The sequence below is a fragment of the Pectobacterium betavasculorum genome (assembly GCF_000749845.1).
Classification (GTDB): Bacteria; Pseudomonadota; Gammaproteobacteria; order Enterobacterales; family Enterobacteriaceae; genus Pectobacterium; species Pectobacterium betavasculorum.
Genome location: NZ_JQHM01000014.1, coordinates 35,352 through 54,634 on the forward strand (window position 1 = coordinate 35,352; position 19,283 = coordinate 54,634).

Sequence of the window (19,283 nt, forward strand, 5' to 3'; positions counted from 1 at the left end):
CCAATAGCTGAGTCGAACATGGCTGGATGGTGGTGTAGAGCAACAATCCGGTATCTGCGAACACGCTTTCCGGCCATGGATGATGGCGTCTTTTTAGAGAGGGCTTTGCAGCATTGCGATGTGTTAGATTTTTTTATAGAATATCTAACCAAAGGAGGCTGTCATGAGTACATCCCAAGCCATTCGAGAACGTATCGCTGCCCAGTTGGCAGGCGAGCCTTTCACGCCCGCTCTTTTTGCCGGGTTGGGGTCGCGTGCGGCTATTGATCAGGCGCTGATGCGGCTTAACAAGGCTGGCAGTATTGAGCGCATCGGCCATGGTTTGTATGTCGTCCCCAAGGTGGGTCGCTTTGGCATCAAGACGTTGCCCGCACCTGAGCAGATAGCACATACACTGGCTGATGCGGAAGGGGCGACGATTGAGATCCATGGTGCCGAGGCCGCACGGCGTTTTGGCTTCTCTACGCAGATGCCTGCGCAGGCGGTGTTCTATACCAGTGGTTCGTCCCGGGCAGTCCGACTAGGAAAAATGACGGTCCGATTGCAACATGTCGCCTCACGCAAACTGGTATTGGCCGGTCGACCCGCAGGTCAGGCGCTGTCGGCGCTCTGGTATCTGGGGCGTCATCAGGTCACGTCCGGTACATTTCGACGGCTCGCACAAAAGTTGGCACCTGCTGAATTTCAGGCTCTGTGTTCTGCCAAGGCGTCGATGCCTGCATGGATGCTGGACGCATTGAGTGGCTATGAACGCAGCGAGGAAAAGTATGTCTGATACGTCAGTTGTATCCTATTTTGATTTGACGCCCGTTGAGCAGGCCGAGCTATTGAATGGTCTGGCTCCGGGACTGGGGCGTCGCGCTGAAATTCTGGAAAAAGACATCTGGTTGTGTCAGATACTGGGCGTACTCTTTGCGTTACCCTGCTGCAAGCCGATGGCCTTCAAAGGAGGGACGTCTCTGTCGAAGGTGTATCAGGCTATCGAGCGTTTCTCCGAAGATATTGATGTCACCATTGATTATCAAAGCCTGGTGTCGGATGTGCCCGAGCTGGCTACCCTTTCCGGGAGCAAGCGTCGCAGACTGTCTGACACACTCAGGGGGGCTTTGGCTGCGCATGTCACCGGGGAACTGGTACCGGCACTACGTGAGGCGTTGCGACAGACTCTTCCAAATCACGAAATCACGATTGAAATCAGTGATAATGCAGAAGAGCTCAGGCTCTATTACCCCAGTGCAGTGGAGAACACCGATCCCTATTTGCGGCCCAGTGTGTTGATCGAGTTCGGCGGCAGAAATGCGACCTTTCCCCGGGATGTGCTGACCATCGTGCCGGACATTGCCGCCTATGTGCCGGGCTTGGTATTTCCAACGGCGCAAGTTGCCGTACTGTCGCCGATGCGTACCTTTTGGGAGAAGGCCACGCTCATTCATGTTGAATGCAACCGCCCGGGACTGCGTGGCAGTGCTGAACGGTTGTCGCGGCATTGGTACGATCTGGCGCAGCTTGCTGACCATGATATCGGTCGTAAGGCTTTGGATGATATCCCGCTGTTGCGGGATGTGCTGAACATCAAAGAAACCTTCTTTCGCAGCAGTTTCAGCCATTACGATCGCTGTCTGACAGGAGAACTGAGGCTGATCCCAGATGTGGCGCTGCTTGATGCGTTGAGACAGGATTATCAGGCGATGCTGAACGCCCAGATGTTCTATGGTGAGATCCTGTCGTTTGATGACATTGTTGAACGGTTGACCCGCCTGGAGCGGCAGATCAATCAGCTCCGCTGATTACCTTTGCACCATGGGCGTGATACCACGCGCATGATCAATCATTTCGGCCACTTTGAACGCGGCATCCAACTCTCCAATCCCGAACTGCTGCATCAGTTGGTAGCGTTCGGCTTTTTCCTCGGGCTCGGTCTGCGCAAGGGCGAGATAGAGACTGGGCGGTACGGCACGGAAGAGCACTTCCAGGCTCTTGGAGAGGATGACACCTTCGGTGAATTTGCCGGATTCTTTCCGTGCGGACAGCATCAGCGCTTTCTGCGCGGGTGTCAGTTCCCTGAATCGTGCGATTTTCTCGACTTCGTCGGGCGGCATCGACAGGCAAATCCACCACTCGATCATGTTGAGCATCGGTTCTGCGGCCTTTGGCAGGTCGTCGATGTTCTGCGTTGCGAGCCAGAACCATGCCCCAAGTTTGCGCCACATTTTCGTGACCTTCACGACGTAGGGCGAGAGCAAGGGGTTTTTGGTGATGATATGGCCTTCGTCCGTCACGTTGAGGATAGGGCGGCCCAGGAACTGGTCGCGCTCGGCGATGTTGTTGACGGTATTGATCAGCGAGATATAGGCGATCGACAGTTGTGCGTTGTAGCCTTCGCGTGCATAGGTTGCCAGGTCGACCAGGGTGATGTCGGCCTCGGGCCAGGGGGTGCCGTCGCGGTCGAACATTTCACCATCGCTGCCCTGGCAGAACATATCCATGGCGTCGGCCATCTCCAGCAAACGGGCACGCCGGATTTCTGGCAATGTGGTGTCATGACCCCGTTCACGTAGCGCATCGCGCACATCGCGGGTCAGCACGGTACGGTTGGCAGCGACGCAGCGCTGAGCGGCGTCCAGAATGCATTGGCGGATCAACGAGCGATCGGCGCGGGTCATGCGGGCTTCTTCCTTGTCTTCACCCCCCGTGATCATCAGGCGTGCCGTGATCTCCAGTTCGCCCAGCATATCGCGTTGTTCGTCGGCCTCGGCCTCCTTGCGCTGTGGCTCGTCATCGAGTTCATCGGCATCGAGTGTTTGTACATCACTGGGGGTTTCGATGAGTCTGCGGGCATCGGCGAACGGTGCGAGACTGACGCCCGCACCCGGAGCGAGCTTGACACGGTTGACAGTCAGCCCTAAACGCCGGGCGAACTCGCAGAACAGTCCGAAGGAATTGCCAGCCTCCACAATGAAGATCCGTGGACGATAGATGGCTGTGACCTGATTGAGCAGGTTGTTGAGGGTGGCGCTCTTGCCCGATCCGGTAGGGCCGAACAGGAAAAGGTGCGCGTTCATCTGCCGATCCAGGCGGTTGAAGGGGTCGAACGTGATCAGGCCTCCACCGCGATTGAATACAGTGATCCCCGGGTGACCTGTACCCCGGCTACGTCCCCAAGTCGGTGAGAGGTTGGCCACATGCTGGGCGAACATCAGTTGTGTGTACCACTGTTTGCGGTCCTGTGCCGGGTTGTACATACACGGTAGCCAGCGCAGATAGGTGTTGAGCGGTGCGACTTCGTCCTCTTCGCGTACTGGCTGCAGGCCTGCGCCCAGCATCACGTTGGCCAGTTGCAGTCCCCGGCTGTCGAGTTCTTCTTCATCCCTGCCACGCAGATAAAAGGCCAGACTGGCACGGTATAGTTTGTGGGCGCTGCCGATCAGTGAGCGCGCCTCTTGCACATCAGCCAGGGTTTGTTCGGAGGCCAGCGTTTCGCCAACAGCTTTCTTTGCCAGATGATTCAGGTGTGCTTCGAGTACGTCCTGTGGTGTGGCAACCAGTGTCAGGCACATCATCGTGTCTTCCGGCATCTGGTCGAACAAGGTGTTGATGGCGTCGCCTTTGCGATTCTCGCCTGTCATATGACCCACACTGGGCGGTGTGCGCAGGCGGTCGGTCGTCATCACCCGATGCGGCATGCCGTCAAAGTGCCACTCGCCCCGGGCCGTATCTGAACGTGGCTGGCCGAAGAACAGTCTCTGGCTGAAATCGCACCCGGAGGCCAGCTCGATTTCGTTGACGTCGTGGGTGTCTGGGTAGGCGGTCAACTGGTAGAAGCGTTCGCGGTCTTCGGCGCTGGGGCCCAACAGCGTGGGATGTGGGTTGAACCAGCGCAGCAGCCAGTTGTGGATGTGCGATGCATCCAGACGCTGTGCGCGGATACCTGCGTTGGCCAGACCACCGCTCAGGCGATCACAGACCACGTTCAAAGCCTGTTCGGGCATCAGACCACGTCGCGTCGTGCTGCCTGCGGTGCGGCGATAGACGACCATGCGTACCCGTCGCGTTTGCCCTCGCCAGGGCAGACGCGTGACCGTCGTATCCTCGAACAGGCCTCCCGGCTTTGCTACTGCGCGCAGGTGATGGGCCATCGAATGCAGATAGAATTCGGTAAAGCGTGAACTCTGTGCACGTGGCTGGATGTAGCCCTTGAGGGTCTGCAGGTACTGATCAAAGTTGGTCTCGTCCTGAGCGTAGAGTTGCAGTACCCAGGGATTGTCGTCGAGCTCGTCGAAGCTGTCCTGCAGCGCGTTTTCCAGCGCATCCCGTGCCTGGGCCAGCCAGACCGGCTCACGGCCTTCTGTACCCAGCGGGGTCAGTTCAAAGAAGGCGGCGACTGAGACACCATCTTCCAGCAGCATACTTTGTGATTCGGGCAAATATTCAACCCAGGGCAGCAACGCGACAAACGACGGGGCTACCTCGTACAAGGCCTGCTCATCGGCCTGGGTGGCGGGACGGCTCACCCTTACGCTGGGACCGGGTCCGGGAATGCCTGCTTGCTGTAGTGTATCAATGTGACGCTGCCAGCCGTCCGGCTGTTCGCCTTTGGTCGGCACAGTGGGTTTGCGCCAGGGAAGCGACCAGACCATCAGTAATCCTCCGTACGTTCGCTCGGCATCGCGTATTGCACACGCTGGTAGAGGGGGAAAATGGTGGTGTAACCGGGTACAGGAATCGGGTCTGTCCCCGCCAGATGCGGGAACACATACATCAGCAGGTCGGGGTTGGGTAGTCGCTGAAACTGGCTGCGTACTTCATTGGCGGCGGTACGCGTGTAGTGTGCCTGTTCTGCAGGAGCAGCTTGCCCATCCGCATGGCTGAGTGGACGGCGCAAGCTCTGACGGGCATCGAGCAGTTGGCGATAGGCCATCTGTCCCACTCGACCCCCATTGCCACTCTCTTGCTGCCAGATGTCCTGCATGGTTCGACCCCCATGGGGTAACAAGTCTTCCTTGCTCGTGGCGCAGCCGGTCAATACGGTCACGGATAGCATGATTGCCAGCGGTTTAGTCCAGTTCGAGCGCATGGCTTTCTCCAGTACGATGGTCGACCTTGCGGCCTTCGGTGTCGTAGTCAATAGCGAGCGGTTTTTCGAGGTGAACGGCGACGTGTGCGCCGGGCTTCACATAGACTGCTGCGAAGGCCTGGCCATAGAGTTTGTTGACCCAGTCCGACATGTCACGTACGCCGCCGGCAAGAATGCGGCCTACAGCCTCGTTGCTGCTGATGCCCACGGTGCCGAGGGAGCCGTCGGCACCGGCGTAGGACATCTGACCGCTGTCCGAATCGATGAGGGATGCCGCGCCTGCGCCTGCTGCGGTGATCAAAGCCTGTGTACCGAGATACTGCTGGGCATTGCTGCGGCGCTCGCCGGACACGCACGGGATACCGTAGGGATCACTGATCCACCCGAGACCGTTCTGGTCATTGCTTTGCTGATTACTGCGCTCGCTGTCTTCCGGAATGGTGCGGATGGTGCCGTCGTGGAAAACGAAGGTGATTGAGCGTACCTGTCCCCTGACGCATGAGAGCGTCCAGTCGCCGGACGCGGTGCCACTGAACACAGCGCCAGCCACATCAGGGATATCGATGCCGTTGGCCGTCAGGTTGTCGGGGCCGACCAAGACTTTGAAAGGGTAGGGGTCATTGACGGTGCCATCGATCGGTACGCGGCCAATCAAGGCTGTCATCGCGACTGAACCCATCAGTGTTGAATTGGTGGGGACGGTGTAAACGGCCCTGGCGGGGTTGGCTCTGGCCGCGTTTGTGCTGGTACTGGTGACGCTTTCGACCGTGGTGTCCAGTGTCTTCTGGGCGGGCCCGAAACGTGTCGGAAAGTTCAGCGCAGCGTTGCCATGACGGCCATCAGTCTGTCTGGCATCGTCAGGCTCCACCCAGCGGATCGTGGTCTCGTCGCTGAATCCTTCAGCATCCCCGTCTCGCAGGCCAAGGCCGACTGGCAGGTCACCGTGACCGGCGTTGCCGATACTGTCCAGCCGCCGTTGCAAATCTGCCAGCAGGCCTTCAGTCTGTTGGCGCTCGTTGTTGAGTTGCTCCTGGTCGCGGCGAAGGCTGGCCCGCTCGGATTCCAGTGTGGTACTGATACGCTGGTCAATGGCACTTTCACGTTGACGCAGACGCTGGTTTTCTTCTCGTTGTGCCCGGTTGTCGGTGGTGGCGGTTTGTAGCTCAGTGCGTAATTGCCGAACCTGGGCCACCAGCGTCGCGACAGTATCGCGTGGCGTGTCTCCTTCGATGCCCAACGCCTTCATTTCCTCCGGGGTGAGCTGGCTGCCCGTCTCTGCCGTGGCAGAGGACTGTGTGCCGCCACCAGAGAACAGGCGGATGCCAACGAACAGGACCAGCAGTGCGACGGGGATCATCAGCCATTTCAACAGACCGTTACTGCGCATGATGTACCTCCGTTGTCGGGGGCGTGGTGGCAGGCAAGTGCATGGCAGGATCAAAGCGTTGGATGACGGGCAGTAGCGACTGCGGCAGTCCGTGCTTACGGGTAACCAGATACAGCACCGTGGTGTCTTCGGGGGAGCCGCGTGGGCCGAGCGTCGTATGCTGGAAAGTGGCGGTGAGGAAATCACCTTGCAGTGCGCGGGGATCGAGTTCAACCCAGCCATTGCCTGTATGTGTCAGTCGCACGGCAGTGACCCACTGATCTTCCAATCGCCATGAGGCCAGCGCTTTTGCCTGTACAGGCAGTGTCGGCAGCAGCGTATCCAGTGGCAGGTCGTGGCGCAGGCTGATGCGCATTATGCCGGGCACAGGCTCTAAGGTGCGTAATGGCGCGTACAGGCTTTGTGCGGCGTAACGTGTGAGTACCACGGCCACAGGTGTTTCACGTTGCGCCGGTCTGGCCTGGTCTGCCGTGGGGGCGGGGGTTGCGTTGTCTGGCGGCTGACCATAGCGGGGTGGGGTGGCATTACCCTCAACGATGCGTATCGGCTCAAATGCAGGCTCGCCGTCTTTGGCAGGAGTGGCCGCAATGTCGAGCAGGATCAGCGCACCGCTGTCGGCGTCCTGCAACTGCAATCGGGTGGGTTCGATAGGCTCGCTGGCACGCAGGTAGATGGCTCCACCTGCGCTCTGTACACGCAGACGGTCGCCGATGCTGGCCGGGACGCCGACACGGACATTGCGATCTACGAACACAATGCGTTCCTGCCCAACATAAAGTGGCACGGCAAGTGGCAGCCGCTCCCAGCGCAGGATTTCCACGGCATGGAGCGCAGGAGCCTGCACCAAGGCCATCAGCCCCAACCAGATGAGACAGAGACGACGATGTTTCATGGGGTTTCTCCTTGTGTGCCCAGGCCGCCACGACTGGGGGCTTCCTGTGCCGAAGCTGCGATGCGCTGCGGGGCACCGTCATAGCAGTCCAGCATGAGGCCGAACGGGTTACGGGCTGGATCGATATCTGCACGTGTGACTTTCACGGGATAGCGCACCAGAGCGCGTTTGACCTGCTCCGGGCCGTGGTACTCGTCGGCACTGAGGTCGAGTGTGACGACCCAATCGCGGTCAGAGACCACGCGTACCCGTGCTGTAGGGTTATCGCCATAGCCGCGACCGGGAATTTCGTAGACGCCGCGTACACGTTGCCGCAGTTCGCCCGTGCTGCGGCGATAGTCGTAATCTGCCTGCAAAAAGGCACGGCATGCCGGGGTGAAATACGGTGATAACGCATGGAGGTTGCGCGTGTAGTCCTCTTCTCCGTTAGTCGGCCAGCGGTTGAGTTGCTGGAACACGTAGAAGGTGAAGGCGTAGACCGATTCGGGGGGCACTTCCCACCAGGCCCGTGAACTCCCCGAACGCAGATCAGGGGGGACATGGATCGTCAGATCGCGCGGTGCGCTCCACCAACCGGCACCCATGACCAGTGCCACCAGCAGTAAGGCGCTGGCACCGATGCGAAGGGTCTTGATGTGCGCTTGTAGATGTGTGACTTCGTTCTTGAATCGGCTCATCGCGTTGTCCTTCTATTCGACCAGGAGCCTGAACGCGTGATCAGCAGGTGTCCGCCAACCCAGCCTGTGAGCAGCGGGTAGCGAGTCGTGATGTGCCATTGCAACTGACGGTACAGCCAGGTATCAGGCCGGCCGCGTTTCTGTCGTCGCAGGAAGCCGCCACCGATGAACACGCCGCAGGCGATGCCCAGCACAATGCAGGTCGGTGCCAGAGCGATGGTTGAAAGCAACCAGGACAGCGGCACGCCGATGATCAGCCCGGCGCTACCGGACAGGCCGCAGCATATCCACAGCTCATCAGCCGTCAGGCCGCGTACCACCACCGGATGTCGATTAAGCCGATGTGGCAGGAACGTGATGGTGCCGTCCGTACGGACATGTGGATGCTCTGACATGCCCACTCCCTCTTACAAAATGCCGGTGGCTTCGGTGAGCAGCCAGATGCCGATCACCAGCAGCACCGCCCCGACGGCGACCGTCAGGCCGAATTGACCCCAGGTTTTCTTGCCGTTGTGGATTTCGGCGTAGGTGCCGTAGGCGTGATAGCACACGCCGATGAACATGCTGGCGACCACCAGTAGCGCTACCAGCAGCACGATGTCGTAGCCGTAATTGCGGATGGTTTCCATAATGCCGCCACCTGTGCCCCGAGACGGGTTTTCCAGTTGCGGCAATCCCTGGGCGAACGACAGTGCAGGCAAGGTAAGACTCATGGCCAGTGCTGCATGTTGCGCGAGACGAGCGGGATAGACGTGGTGTTTCATATGGGGTTGCCCCTTTCTGGTTACGAGAGCAGGAAAAACGTCAGCACCAGGTACATCGCGAGAAAGCGCACGATGACACCGAGGAACTGACGCTGGTTGAGCTGGTTTTCGGCCCAACCGACGTAGGCGGTACGGATGGCCCATGCACCCCACAGCAGCAGCACCGCGAATACAACACCGATGAAAACGGCGGACATGGCTGCAGGTGTGATGCCGCTATTGGCCTGGAAGGCGTTGATTTGTGCGGCAGTCATGGCTGGTCCTTCAGGAAGGTGTCGCTGTGTTTTGCTGTCGATTCCTGACTGTAGTTACCGTTCAGTTCGGCAAGATCGCGCGGCTGGGCGCGGGATGGCGTGAGATGAGCCTGGATACCGATGCGTATGCGAGCAAGGTCATCGCGTAGTCTTGGGTAGTCGAAGTAATAGCGTTCGCCTGGCTCTGCGGGGATTCTGGATGCGCTCTGTACGACGAGGCGTTCCAGTGCGTCGAGTTGCCTTAGTGCCGCAGCAAGATCCTGGTTCTGCGCCGGTGTGTCGGCATAGACAGAGAACGAACTGCCGAGCATTAGGGCTGCGGAGAGAAAGATGGGCGCGTTGCGGCGTACAGCGCGAAGCTGGGCTGTGAGAACCATAGCTCCATTCCTCGGTTTATTGAGTAATGGCGTTATGTTGGTGGAATGCGTGCAGCGGGACTGCAAACAATAGGAACTACGCAGTTACCGGTTTTTTAAATTTTGTGGCCTATGTAGTAAAAAATTCAGATTTTATGTTTAATACTATTTTTGGAAAGTCATGGGGGGCGGCATGGGGAAGGCACAATATTGCCTGCGCTGACAAGCCAATTTAATGTGGGGCGGCTATTTTGAATGAGTTGTCGGAGGGTATATAATATTAATAAAAATGGATGGGCGGTACGAATTATTAATAAAGTTGTTCTTTGCATATCTCGGACTTTGAGAAAATGTCATCATCTCGACAGGCGTTTTTGATTGCATTCACTTCGTTGTCTTGGGCAATAGGGGTTCAATAATTATCAGTAACTATATATTTTTTCCTTTTGTTTATGTCTATAATATTAAGGAAGCCCAAAATTTGTTCAATATTTCTCATGATTTTGTTTTTTGAACTGGTTTTATAGTCAGCATATACAATTATAGCCTCTGGAATCATATAATCTCTTGCTGCAAGAGGTGGTATGCGAAAGCTCACTTCAGATTTTGAGCTCAATACATAGCCATTCATTTCCTTGTATTCAAAGGCAGGCATGTAGGTAGAGTTACCCCCAGGTAAAGTGACGCCATTTTCAGAAAAAATCCCATATGCGGGTTTGTTAATTTTGAATATTATTCCTTGACCAAATTCTGGAGAAATTCTGAATTGTTCAATCACTTGATCTGTAGAACTGTTATTTATGAGTTTAAACTCATATCCTCGTTCCAGAGATTTAATGTATTTGACCTGAACGTCCCCAGTGAGGAAGTCAAAGGTATAGTTACTAACTACAGGTAAGAGGCCTATTGCTGCCAACCATAAGAGAGCTTTATTTATTTTCCTCAGAGAGATCCATTTGGTTTTTGTAATGGGCTTATTATTTTTTGGCATTCTCTGTTGTCTTTTCTTTTTCTTCATTGCCATTTATTTAAAAAATACCTTTTAATTTTAAATTGCCCTGCTAGGCAGAAATATTACTCTATTTTTTATTATAATACAATGCGTTGTAAATTGTGTATTGTTGGGCTGTAAGTGTTTTTTAATGCTAATGTTGAATTTCTTTGTTTATACGCCCACTTATGGCAACAGAGCTGCCTGTCAGATTAGGTTTGAATCTGCGCTATAAAATCTGTGTCGTAAAATAGCCAATCCGGGCTGAATCAATAGAAATAAGAGAGTGATGAGCAAGCACAGCTACAAATACTTTTTAAAGCTACTAGCCGTCAGCGCCACAGCGACGCCCAGCAATGCAGCGCCGGGCAGCAGAATCATCAGCGGATGAACCGAAATCGGTAGCGCCAGATAGGTTACCCAGGGCAGCACAGCCAGCGGCAATAGCGCTGCCTTGGCTCTGTGGTAGACAAATCCTGATTCCCGGCCTGCACCAAACCTGCGTACATCGCGCCGGACCAGACCATCCACCAGCCCGATGAATACCGACATGAGGGTGAGTGGCAGTGTCAGTATCAGAACGAGCAGGCGCACCATGAACATCAACGTGGTGAAGGCTGCGGCGATCAGATAATTTTCTGACCACACATAGACTTGGCTCACGAAGTAGCGGAAGTCGCGCGTGGGTGTCTGGCTGGGAACACGCGCACGCTCGGCGGTCTGCTTCATGCGCTCAAGCAGTCCGGTTTTGACGAATATCCATTCATAGCCGGTATCGACAATCTGGTGTGCCGTACGCCCTGGCTCCTGCACGATGACGCTGCGGGTAAAGTTATTCGACAGGTGTCCCAATTCGTACTGCAGCATCGCTTGCGAGTGTTGCCAGCCCTGGTCTTTCCAGAAAAGATGCATACCTGCGCATTCCACGATGATTGAAATCAGCAATGAGCCAATCAGCACTCCCACTAACCTGAATGGCAAGGTAATGACACTCGCCAGCAGGCTTTGTCGGCGTGTTTGCTGATGTTGCGCCGTAGCCGCTGGATCGCTCATGGCGCTTTACTCTGGTCGGTAAGACTGTCGACATCTTCATCGAGCAATTCAGGCGGTAGAGCGTGCTCCTGCAGCGTGGGCGATCCCTGGTTCTGCCACCATTGACCCGTATCGGTGTAGCTTTGACGCATGTAGCCTGCCAATTGCTGAAGATCCGTCGGCATGATTTCATCTGGATCGGGGGCAGGCAGGGGCATGCGGACTTTCCACAGGTTTCCGCCTTGAAGCAGCGCGAAGCACTGTCCCTTCGGAAGTTGAACCACATGGGACGGTTCAATCATCGGCACGCTCGACATGCTGATGCGATCCTGTGTGTTGCTGGTGAAGTCGGTTTTGGCGTGGATGTCGGAGCTGTCTGTCGCGCCGCTGACCACGGTCGTCGTGTAGACCTCCACCTTGGGCAACTGTTTTGTGAGCAGTTCGGCGGTGGCTGTCTCGCGCACGCGCAGCATGAACAGGTTGTTGAAATTGCCGACGACTTGACCGGCTTTGGCGCGATTGCCGATGCGGGCTTCAATATCGCTCAGTGTTTGAGTGTAAGCGGTGACCTGGATGCCAGCACCGCCGCCTTTGTTGATCATCGGGATGAATTCGTCTCCCATGAGTTCATTGAATTCATCGGCATGAACATTGATTGGTACTTTGGTGTCAGCCGATGCACCGGGCAGGCCATCGTCGATGCCGAATTTATAGATGTGTCCGGCCACAGAGACCATATCGCTGAACATCGAGTTGCCCACCGCAGCGGCGACTTCGGCATCGGAGAGCGCATCGAGTCCGACGTAGATGACTGCGCGTTTCCTGATGATCTGCATCCAGTCGAAAATCGGCCTGGGGTCACTCAGATCCGAGTAGTTCGGTGCCAGCAACTGGGCGATTTTGCCACTGGTGAGTTTTTCAAGCAGAGGCAGCAGGCTGGCGACGATCTTGTCGAAATAGGTTTTGTCGTAGCGAACCGCTGATCTCAGTCCGTCCAGTACGGGATCGTAGTTACGGGCCTGACTGAGGTATTGTTCAAGGGCGACCACGCGCTTTTCGCGACCGATCATGTTCCTGGGAATGTTCTTCTCGTTGAGCTTGGCTTCAATCTGGACGATGACCTCCCAGGCTTTCGGTTCTGTGCGGGCGAAGTAGTGTTGGGCGTACTCGATGAACAACGCATCGATATTGATGACATGGCGCTGAATCAGCAGGTAGTCCGGTCGTTGCCCCAGCTCGATCAATGCGCGTGCAATCACATTGACGAATCTCCAGGCAAATTCTCTGAATGCAGCAGAGTTACCCTCTCCGGAAAGCTGCCCTGCGATGCGGGTCGCGACTTCGCTGATGCGACCAAAGCGTCCCACCGCGTTGTAACGGGCGCTGATCTCCGGCCACCCCAGGTGAAACACGTAGAACGCATTCTCTCTGCCTGCACGTCTGGCCTCGACGAACATTCTTTTGAGCAGATCCGCGTCGCCTTTAGGGTCGAAAACAATGACCACTTCGTGCTCGCCCAGGTGATTCTTTCGACGAATATCCTGGGTGATGAATAATTCGGCCAGCCGCGTTTTGCCTACGCGCGTGGTGCCCAGTACCAGGGAGTGACCGACACGCTCACCCAGGGGCAGACTGACGTCCACCTCGTCAGGCTCAATACCATGCAGACGCGGTAAGCCGCCAACGGGCGGTAATGGCCGCACCGGATTGAGCGGTATATCCCAGGTCGTAAGACGGGGCAGTTGCGATAATGGGAATGGTGCGAACTCCAGCCGCTCCTCCAGACGTCGGGCCAACTGGTAGGCGGATGTTGGCTCTACATAACGCCTGAACTCAGGTCGGTAGGTTTGCATCAACCGGTGAGTGTGTTTCTGCTCCCAACGGAATCCTTTGCCAATGAACAAGCGTTGTTGGCTGACTGGCACGTCGCGGCTGGTCATCACGTAATGTGGCAGGCGACGGATATTGCGTCGGTAGCGCAGGATCACCTGTGCATCGCGCCAGCGCAGTGCGCCAAAAATTCCGAAGGCCAGTGCGCTGCCGATGCCTATGTCCGGACTCAGCGCGAGAGACCATGGAGCCGTCAGACACAGCAGTGCGGCTCCGGCGCAAACCGCAACGGTATAGAGTTCTACTGGGGGACGCAGCAGTACCTCGACCGGCTGAGGCTGTGCCATTGTGTTATTGCTCAATGCCCGTGCTGGTGATGAGCGCGGGGTAATGCCGCAGGCCAAGTCGCTCAGCCAGGTCATCGGCCGCCACTGGCGCAAACTGCAGACCTGGTGCGATAGCACGCAGGCGTGCCAGGCCGTCTTCGGTCTCGACGTTGACCACCAGGCCGATGGCACCTCGTTCGTGAAGTAATACGCTTTGGCGCTGCAGCCACGCATGGGATGCCTCATCGTCGCCGACCAGAAAGAATGGTTGCAGGCCCGGTGCGTCGATGACCCGGCGTGCTACGGTGCCTGGGGAGAGCTTTGTGCTGCGTACTGGCAGCATGTCTGCTTCGGTTACTGGATTTACCTGTATCGGCGGCATGGCAATGCGAGGGCGTGGAGTATCGGGTGAACGTACCTGAAGGTTGAGCGCCTCGTAGTACGGCAGAGCAGATGCCCCGCCGTGGTTTTCCACCACAATCGGCGGCTGTGCTGCGTGAATCAACGGTGATACGATGGCCAGTGTCAGGAACAGGCCGTATGCCGTCTTGAGGTGGATCGTCATGGGGTGGTTTCCTTGCTGAGAGTGGTGGGGACAGTTTGCTGCGGCCCCAATACACGTTGGAGGTGTTGCGACACACTGCGCCGGTAGCGTGCCGCAGGCGCACCGCCAGCAGGCCGGTGGTAGCGACCCATTGCCAGCAGCCAGTCTTCGCCGGGGATATGCTGCTCCTTGAGGATCTGTGCCGCGATCGTCAGGTTGTTGTACGGATCGAGTAAGTCACAGGGCTGGCGGTAGCGGTGCTTTTGCCAACCGAGATTGATCTGCCCCAGGCCCACGTCAATGCGGGTAAGTGGTACGTCTTGCAGGGCCTGGTGTACTCCTGCACAGGCCTGAGCCTGGCTGGTGTATCGGCGAGACTGGCCTGCCACATTCAGCGACCACGGCCACGGCACGATACGTTCTGCACGGCGCACACCACTTTCCTGCAACGCCACTGCATAAAGGACGACAGAGGGAACACCCGCGCGTTGAGCCGCCAACTGGTATGCCGGTGGGGGGATCTCCTGGGCCTGAGCCAGGCCAGCCATCAGTATGCTTACCAGCAACGTCCACCTTCGTTGCATGGATGTCAGGGCTGACGCTGCCATTGACCATTTACCTGTCTGACACTGGCAGGCAGGTCTCCGGACAGCCCAAGAGACAACCAGCGACCTGCGTCGTGGTTCAGTGTGATGGTGCTATTGCGTACCTGCTCTGGGTCAATCTGTGCGCGTCTGGCCCAATCCCGGATGCGTACATCGTCCTGGCGTGAACCGACCATATACAGGTCGAAGGGCGTGCCGGAGGTCTGTAAGCGCTGCACAAGTTGGGTGCATGGCTGGCAATTCTCCTTGACGAACACCGCCGTGCGTCCGTTTCCGGTTACCGTGTTTTTGTTGAGTCCGGCATCAGGCAAATTTACCCGCAGCATGTCGGGATTCTGTCTTTGCCAGGCTTCGTCGTACGCTCGCTGATAGGCCAGCAGTTTTTCAACACGACGTGCTTCTGCCTGTACTTGTAGCTCGGCATAGCGTTGTCGCTCGTTGTCACTACGGGCTTCAATACCCAACGCGGATAGTGGATCGAGGTTGGGCGAGTAGGTGCCGAGGGACCCCTCCATGAGTTCGCGATAGCGCAACCATTCGTCAGTGTTCAAGCCCCAGTCCTGTGCCAGGCGTTCGTCCCGGTGCTGTTCGACCTGGGTCGGTACGATACGGGACTGCATCGTGGTGGAGGGCTGTGCCATCGCGGACATTGTCAGAGTGGCCAGTGTGGCAGTGATGAGGATCGTCATCAGACGTTTCATTGTCTTCTCCATCAGGGGATCGCCAGGCGTCGTGTCTGTCCGGCACGGCTGAAAATTGCGGTGTCGCCATCGATGGTTTCCAGTCGCCACTGGTTCACGGTTTCACCGGGTAATACAACCTGGATTTGTGCAGGTGCGGATTCTCCACTGGCCGGTGCAATCGATACCATGCGTTGTCCTGCGCGCAGCTCCAGACCCAGGATACGAAACGGGAATGGCATTTTCCTGGGCGCGGTAACAGCAGGATTGGTGGTGCGGCTGGTGGTGGTTGGTGCGTTTTGAGTGGTCGCTGTTTGTTGAGACTTGAGTTGCGCCAGCTCATCACGAAGCGTTTGCACGACTTGTGTGGAGGCGTAGTTTTCCTGCGTTTGTTCCATCTGAGCAATACGCGTTTCCAGACTTTGTTGCATGCTTCGTAAGGCTGTTGTACTGGCAGGGACCGGGCGTGCTTCAAGGGCCTGTATGCTGTCAGCCAGCTCTGTCAGCCGACCTTCCAGTACTTGAACTTGCTGCTGGCTGGCATCCACCTGCTCGCGTTTGACCAAATCGGCTGTTGCGCGATAGTTCAGGATGGCAAGAGCAGTCAGTACACCCAGCCACACCCAGACCAGGAGTTGGATGATCATGGTTGAGGTGTGCTTCAACGTGATGGCGGTGTTGTTCATGGTTGCCCTCCGACAGGAGGGAGGGGCTTAACCGCCTCGGCGACCAAAGTGTCGTCATTTGCTGTGTCAGTGCCAGCGTCGATATCGGGGCGTTTGAAGCACACTTGTCGCGTACGGTTATCGACATACAGCGCCCAGAACGGCCCGGCCAAGGTAAGCAATGCCTCCCGCAAGGTCATCGGGCCGAGGTGCAGATGCGCAGCGGGCAGTGGCAGTGAATAGAGTTCAATTACAGACTGGGCTGTTTCGCAGAGCTGGTAGCCACTTCGCTTGAGCGCGTGCCGAAGGCCGTCACCCACGGTAGCGCGGGAATGCTCGGGTATTGATACGTCAATCACCTGCAGCAACAGATTACGCTGCGCCGCATCGGGAGCCAGTTCGACCAGGGTATAGCGTCCGTAACGTACAACGGGAACGAAGTCCGGCGTAGCGTCGGGAACCAAGGTGACCGCTTTGATGGGCGGAGAGGGGGGCGGGGCAGTGGTTGTTGTGCATCCGCTGCTCAAGGCTGCAATGATCAGCAGGTGATTGACAAACAGCCGCCGGATTGAATGTGTTGGTGACATGGTTCAGCTCTCTATAGCGATGAGCTGTTACCTTCGTCTGAGGCGTGGGTTTGATCAGCAAAGAATGCGGATTGGGTGCCTTCCTATTTTGCGTCGTTGACGCAGACGAAGTGTGTGGGGGGTGACGATGATTCCAGTGCCGCACTTTTCTGGACTTCCCCGGTCAGGTAAAGCGTCAGGGCCTATGATTGGACTGTGCTCGGACGGCACGAATCCGCGCCGTCATGTTCCTACGTATCCGCCTGCAAGGACACCCGACTCATCGTGGATTATCGGACAGAGGCACTGAAAATTTTCAGCTAGCCTCACGAATCTAATGATCGGTTGCCACATCAGCTTCACTAGGTGAAGATCGTCCGTCGACATTAATCCTAAGTCATGAACCTTGGAGTAACGGGAATGCATTCCACGCAACGAAGCGAAACCGAAGTTTTTGAAGATCTGAGAATACTAACGGCCCAACCTGGCTATGTTCATGCTGTGGCCGGTATCTGTTATCGCGACAACCTCGTATCGTTCCAAGGTGAGTACAAGGCTTCCGATCTTGAGCATCTGTTTGACCGGAAAAGACTCAATCGCAATGAAATAAGCACGTTGTTGGGGCTGATGATGCGTCAACCTGTGGATCTAACTGAGGTTGATGAAGACACGTTGAGAGGTTATGCCTCTCGCACTGACGAATTGCTAGGCGAGCTTCATGACACTATGACCGGCCTGACAATCGGCGAGCTGATTTCCCAGGCTCAACAGGGGGCCACCATGGCCGATTTTTGGCAAGGCGCAATGATGAAAGAGCCAATTTTCTATGGCACCGAGTCAGCTTACAGTTTTCAGTACCGCGATTTTTTTGCAGAAAAGCATGCTCCTGATGATGACTGGCTAAAGAGAGTCATGGGGTTCAGCAGTGCCCAGGCTCTTCGAGTAGCGAGTGCAATGTGTTCGTTGATGGATGCTCGCGCAACCAATGGAACAAGCTTGATCGGCAAAACAAAGGTAGGAGAAATACCTGTAGGCCCGGTTCTTGAACTCTTCGAGTTCACCGTGCAGGAGATAGCCCAGCGTTCTGGTCAGGAGATTGATGTTGTTGAGGCAGTTTTCAAGGCGCTAACGTTCAGTGGCCACAACGGCTTGTTCAAGGAGATCGGAGACTTCAATCAAGTTGCAGCAACTCCATTGCTGCCGACAGGGCGTGGCTCAGTGTTGCTGTTCTCTCACTATTCGATCTACGAAGCGCTATATGAGTCGCCTTTCTTCTGGATGAACCAGGATGAAAATTACAAGCAACAGGCTTCGGACAATCGAGGAGCTTTCACCGAACAGTTTTCTCAGCGCCGCCTGGCATCCGTCTTTGTAAATGCCGGTGTCTACACCAACGTCAATCTATTTGAGGGCAAGCGGATTGTTGCCGAAGCGGACGTGCTGGTCATTTTTGGTGACCGGGTCATTATCGTTCAGGCAAAAGCTAAAAAACTAACCCTAGCTGCCCGTAAAGGTAACGATGGGCAAATCAAGGCTGATTTCGCCGCAGCGATTCAGAAAGCCTATGACCAAGGGGCGGAGTGCGCGGCGGCTATTAGAGCTGGAAAATGCAGGCTCGAAGATGATCGAGGCCAGGCTGTCGTGCTGCCGAAGCAGATCAAGGAAATCTACCCGTTCTGCGTAGTGTCTGATCACTACCCTGCACTAGCGTTTCAAGCCAGCCAATACTTGAAATATAGCTCTGATGAGATTGTTCGCCCGCCCTTTGTGATGGACGTATTTCTGCTGGATGTACTAGCAGAGATGCTGGATACACCGTTGCGTTTTCTGAGCTACGTCCGAATGCGCGTTGAGTCGTCACATAAGCTGATGATGGGGCACGAGCTCACCGCTCTTGCCTACCATCTGCGGTGCAATCTCTGCCTCGATGACGAATACAACTTAGTAATGCTGGAGGACTCAATCGCAGCGGATTTGGATGCTGCAATGACTGTTCGGCGGGAAGGGCTCCCCGGCAAGCGAGTCCCTGAAGGCATCCTCACTAAAATGAGGGGGACGTTCTATGAGCGATTGATTGAGCAGATTGAGCGCCGGCCTGCCCCTGCGATTCTTGAACTGGGGTTCACTCTACTGTCTATGGGGGAGGAATCGAGTAAGACGGTTCATAAGGCTATCGAAGGCTTGACCAACATGGCAAAGATGGATGGCAAACGGCATGACTTCGTACTTGGAATGTCTGAACCGGGGACTGGGATTTGCTTCCATTGCAATCCTACACCCAGCCAGGAGGCAGTCAGAACCCTGGAGGTGCACTGTGCCAAACGAAAATACGCTCAACGGGCTGCACAGTGGTACGGAGTGTCTGTGGGACTCAAGGGCGAAATCCAATTCGGAATCACGCTCAATTCCCCCTGGGAACGATCCCCTGAGATGGATGAGTTAACCAAAGACATGAAGTCATCTTCTTCATTCGGAAGGGCTATTAAGACAATGGAGCGGGCATTCAGTCCTAAGAAGTATAGACGCAACGATCCGTGCCCTTGTGGAAGCGGCATTAAGTACAAAAAGTGTTGTCTCTGAGGCCAGATGCTGGGGGGCTTAGCGCGACGTGTTATGTGAAAAAGCTGGCGTCCTTACGGG

General features: G+C 56.2%; 20 protein-coding genes. 3 read left to right on the forward strand and 17 right to left on the reverse strand.

Annotated features, from left to right (window positions below):
* Positions 1-163: 163 nt before the first annotated feature.
* Both KP22_RS17960 and KP22_RS17965 read left to right on the forward strand, forming a co-directional pair.
* On the forward strand, positions 164-775 hold the full coding sequence (locus KP22_RS17960; protein ID WP_039325546.1) for a DUF6088 family protein: 612 nt from the start codon (positions 164-166) through the stop codon (positions 773-775).
* Positions 768-1,787, forward strand: coding sequence for a nucleotidyl transferase AbiEii/AbiGii toxin family protein (locus KP22_RS17965; RefSeq protein ID WP_039325549.1), 1,020 nt, complete (start codon positions 768-770; stop codon positions 1,785-1,787). Before KP22_RS17960 ends, KP22_RS17965 begins: the two co-directional genes overlap by 8 nt.
* Here the strand turns inward: KP22_RS17965 and KP22_RS17970 are convergent, their stop codons facing one another.
* The 17 genes from KP22_RS17970 to pilL2 form a co-directional block, all read right to left on the reverse strand.
* Positions 1,788-4,637: a conjugative transfer ATPase gene (locus KP22_RS17970; RefSeq protein WP_039325551.1), complete on the reverse strand. Its 2,850-nt coding sequence runs from the start codon at positions 4,635-4,637 to the stop codon at positions 1,788-1,790.
* Positions 4,637-5,074 carry a TIGR03751 family conjugal transfer lipoprotein gene (locus tag KP22_RS17975; RefSeq protein ID WP_039325553.1) on the reverse strand — a complete coding sequence of 146 codons (438 nt, stop codon included), beginning with the start codon at positions 5,072-5,074 and terminating at the stop codon, positions 4,637-4,639. The genes KP22_RS17970 and KP22_RS17975 overlap by 1 nt, the downstream gene beginning before the upstream one ends.
* Entirely contained in the window at positions 5,055-6,461 is a 1,407-nt protein-coding gene (locus tag KP22_RS17980; protein ID WP_039325555.1) for a TIGR03752 family integrating conjugative element protein, read from the reverse strand. The genes KP22_RS17975 and KP22_RS17980 overlap by 20 nt, the downstream gene beginning before the upstream one ends.
* Positions 6,451-7,353 (reverse strand): TIGR03749 family integrating conjugative element protein, encoded by a 903-nt coding sequence (locus tag KP22_RS17985; RefSeq protein WP_039325557.1) that lies wholly within the window; start codon positions 7,351-7,353, stop codon positions 6,451-6,453. Before KP22_RS17985 ends, KP22_RS17980 begins: the two co-directional genes overlap by 11 nt.
* On the reverse strand, positions 7,350-8,030 hold the full coding sequence (locus tag KP22_RS17990; protein ID WP_039325559.1) for a PFL_4703 family integrating conjugative element protein: 681 nt from the start codon (positions 8,028-8,030) through the stop codon (positions 7,350-7,352). Before KP22_RS17990 ends, KP22_RS17985 begins: the two co-directional genes overlap by 4 nt.
* Entirely contained in the window at positions 8,027-8,425 is a 399-nt protein-coding gene (locus KP22_RS17995; protein ID WP_039325561.1) for a TIGR03750 family conjugal transfer protein, read from the reverse strand. Before KP22_RS17995 ends, KP22_RS17990 begins: the two co-directional genes overlap by 4 nt.
* 12 nt (positions 8,426-8,437) lie before the next feature.
* The gene (locus KP22_RS18000; RefSeq protein WP_039325564.1) at positions 8,438-8,794 is read right to left on the reverse strand and encodes a TIGR03745 family integrating conjugative element membrane protein; all 357 of its coding nucleotides are present in this window, start codon (positions 8,792-8,794) and stop codon (positions 8,438-8,440) included.
* A gap of 20 nt (positions 8,795-8,814) precedes the next feature.
* On the reverse strand, positions 8,815-9,048 hold the full coding sequence (locus KP22_RS18005; RefSeq protein ID WP_005966978.1) for a TIGR03758 family integrating conjugative element protein: 234 nt from the start codon (positions 9,046-9,048) through the stop codon (positions 8,815-8,817).
* Positions 9,045-9,425 (reverse strand): integrative conjugative element protein, RAQPRD family, encoded by a 381-nt coding sequence (locus tag KP22_RS18010; protein WP_039325568.1) that lies wholly within the window; start codon positions 9,423-9,425, stop codon positions 9,045-9,047. Before KP22_RS18010 ends, KP22_RS18005 begins: the two co-directional genes overlap by 4 nt.
* Before the next feature lie 391 nt (positions 9,426-9,816).
* Positions 9,817-10,428, reverse strand: coding sequence for a hypothetical protein (locus KP22_RS18015; protein ID WP_039325570.1), 612 nt, complete (start codon positions 10,426-10,428; stop codon positions 9,817-9,819).
* Positions 10,429-10,698: 270 nt separating this feature from the next.
* Positions 10,699-11,448, reverse strand: coding sequence for a TIGR03747 family integrating conjugative element membrane protein (locus tag KP22_RS18020; protein WP_039325572.1), 750 nt, complete (start codon positions 11,446-11,448; stop codon positions 10,699-10,701).
* A complete protein-coding gene (traD, locus tag KP22_RS18025) occupies positions 11,445-13,604 on the reverse strand; it encodes a type IV conjugative transfer system coupling protein TraD (protein WP_039325574.1) in 2,160 nt (719 codons plus the stop codon). The genes KP22_RS18020 and traD overlap by 4 nt, the downstream gene beginning before the upstream one ends.
* 4 nt (positions 13,605-13,608) lie before the next feature.
* On the reverse strand, positions 13,609-14,148 hold the full coding sequence (locus KP22_RS18030; RefSeq protein ID WP_039325577.1) for an integrating conjugative element protein: 540 nt from the start codon (positions 14,146-14,148) through the stop codon (positions 13,609-13,611).
* The gene (locus KP22_RS18035) at positions 14,145-14,735 is read right to left on the reverse strand and encodes a transglycosylase SLT domain-containing protein (RefSeq protein WP_039325579.1); all 591 of its coding nucleotides are present in this window, start codon (positions 14,733-14,735) and stop codon (positions 14,145-14,147) included. Before KP22_RS18035 ends, KP22_RS18030 begins: the two co-directional genes overlap by 4 nt.
* A complete protein-coding gene (locus KP22_RS18040) occupies positions 14,717-15,445 on the reverse strand; it encodes a TIGR03759 family integrating conjugative element protein (RefSeq protein WP_425311596.1) in 729 nt (242 codons plus the stop codon). The genes KP22_RS18035 and KP22_RS18040 overlap by 19 nt, the downstream gene beginning before the upstream one ends.
* A complete protein-coding gene (locus tag KP22_RS18045) occupies positions 15,445-16,098 on the reverse strand; it encodes an SH3 domain-containing protein (protein ID WP_039325583.1) in 654 nt (217 codons plus the stop codon). The genes KP22_RS18040 and KP22_RS18045 overlap by 1 nt, the downstream gene beginning before the upstream one ends.
* Positions 16,095-16,664 carry a PFGI-1 class ICE element type IV pilus protein PilL2 gene (gene pilL2 / locus KP22_RS18050; protein WP_039325585.1) on the reverse strand — a complete coding sequence of 190 codons (570 nt, stop codon included), beginning with the start codon at positions 16,662-16,664 and terminating at the stop codon, positions 16,095-16,097. The genes KP22_RS18045 and pilL2 overlap by 4 nt, the downstream gene beginning before the upstream one ends.
* 399 nt (positions 16,665-17,063) lie before the next feature.
* Here pilL2 and KP22_RS18055 point away from each other — a divergent pair, with 399 nt between their 5' ends.
* A complete protein-coding gene (locus KP22_RS18055) occupies positions 17,064-19,223 on the forward strand; it encodes an SEC-C domain-containing protein (protein WP_039325587.1) in 2,160 nt (719 codons plus the stop codon).
* Positions 19,224-19,283: the final 60 nt, after the last annotated feature.

Excerpts from the sequence above, each read along its gene's own strand:
- KP22_RS17960 (WP_039325546.1), top strand. The coding sequence starts at position 164 with ATGAGTACATCCCAAGCCATTCGAGAACGTATCGCTGCCCAGTTGGCA.
- KP22_RS17990 (WP_039325559.1), bottom strand. The coding sequence starts at position 8,030 with ATGAGCCGATTCAAGAACGAAGTCACACATCTACAAGCGCACATCAAG.
- KP22_RS18055 (WP_039325587.1), top strand. The coding sequence starts at position 17,064 with ATGCATTCCACGCAACGAAGCGAAACCGAAGTTTTTGAAGATCTGAGA.
- KP22_RS18015 (WP_039325570.1), bottom strand. The coding sequence starts at position 10,428 with ATGGCAATGAAGAAAAAGAAAAGACAACAGAGAATGCCAAAAAATAAT.
- KP22_RS17975 (WP_039325553.1), bottom strand. The coding sequence starts at position 5,074 with ATGCGCTCGAACTGGACTAAACCGCTGGCAATCATGCTATCCGTGACC.
- KP22_RS18020 (WP_039325572.1), bottom strand. The coding sequence starts at position 11,448 with ATGAGCGATCCAGCGGCTACGGCGCAACATCAGCAAACACGCCGACAA.
- KP22_RS17980 (WP_039325555.1), bottom strand. The coding sequence starts at position 6,461 with ATGCGCAGTAACGGTCTGTTGAAATGGCTGATGATCCCCGTCGCACTG.
- pilL2 (WP_039325585.1), bottom strand. The coding sequence starts at position 16,664 with ATGTCACCAACACATTCAATCCGGCGGCTGTTTGTCAATCACCTGCTG.
- KP22_RS17995 (WP_039325561.1), bottom strand. The coding sequence starts at position 8,425 with ATGTCAGAGCATCCACATGTCCGTACGGACGGCACCATCACGTTCCTG.
- KP22_RS18045 (WP_039325583.1), bottom strand. The coding sequence starts at position 16,098 with ATGAACAACACCGCCATCACGTTGAAGCACACCTCAACCATGATCATC.
- traD (WP_039325574.1), bottom strand. The coding sequence starts at position 13,604 with ATGGCACAGCCTCAGCCGGTCGAGGTACTGCTGCGTCCCCCAGTAGAA.
- KP22_RS18000 (WP_039325564.1), bottom strand. The coding sequence starts at position 8,794 with ATGAAACACCACGTCTATCCCGCTCGTCTCGCGCAACATGCAGCACTG.
- KP22_RS17970 (WP_039325551.1), bottom strand. The coding sequence starts at position 4,637 with ATGGTCTGGTCGCTTCCCTGGCGCAAACCCACTGTGCCGACCAAAGGC.
- KP22_RS18040 (WP_425311596.1), bottom strand. The coding sequence starts at position 15,445 with ATGGAGAAGACAATGAAACGTCTGATGACGATCCTCATCACTGCCACA.
- KP22_RS18005 (WP_005966978.1), bottom strand. The coding sequence starts at position 9,048 with ATGACTGCCGCACAAATCAACGCCTTCCAGGCCAATAGCGGCATCACA.
- KP22_RS17985 (WP_039325557.1), bottom strand. The coding sequence starts at position 7,353 with ATGAAACATCGTCGTCTCTGTCTCATCTGGTTGGGGCTGATGGCCTTG.
- KP22_RS17965 (WP_039325549.1), top strand. The coding sequence starts at position 768 with ATGTCTGATACGTCAGTTGTATCCTATTTTGATTTGACGCCCGTTGAG.
- KP22_RS18010 (WP_039325568.1), bottom strand. The coding sequence starts at position 9,425 with ATGGTTCTCACAGCCCAGCTTCGCGCTGTACGCCGCAACGCGCCCATC.
- KP22_RS18035 (WP_039325579.1), bottom strand. The coding sequence starts at position 14,735 with ATGGCAGCGTCAGCCCTGACATCCATGCAACGAAGGTGGACGTTGCTG.
- KP22_RS18030 (WP_039325577.1), bottom strand. The coding sequence starts at position 14,148 with ATGACGATCCACCTCAAGACGGCATACGGCCTGTTCCTGACACTGGCC.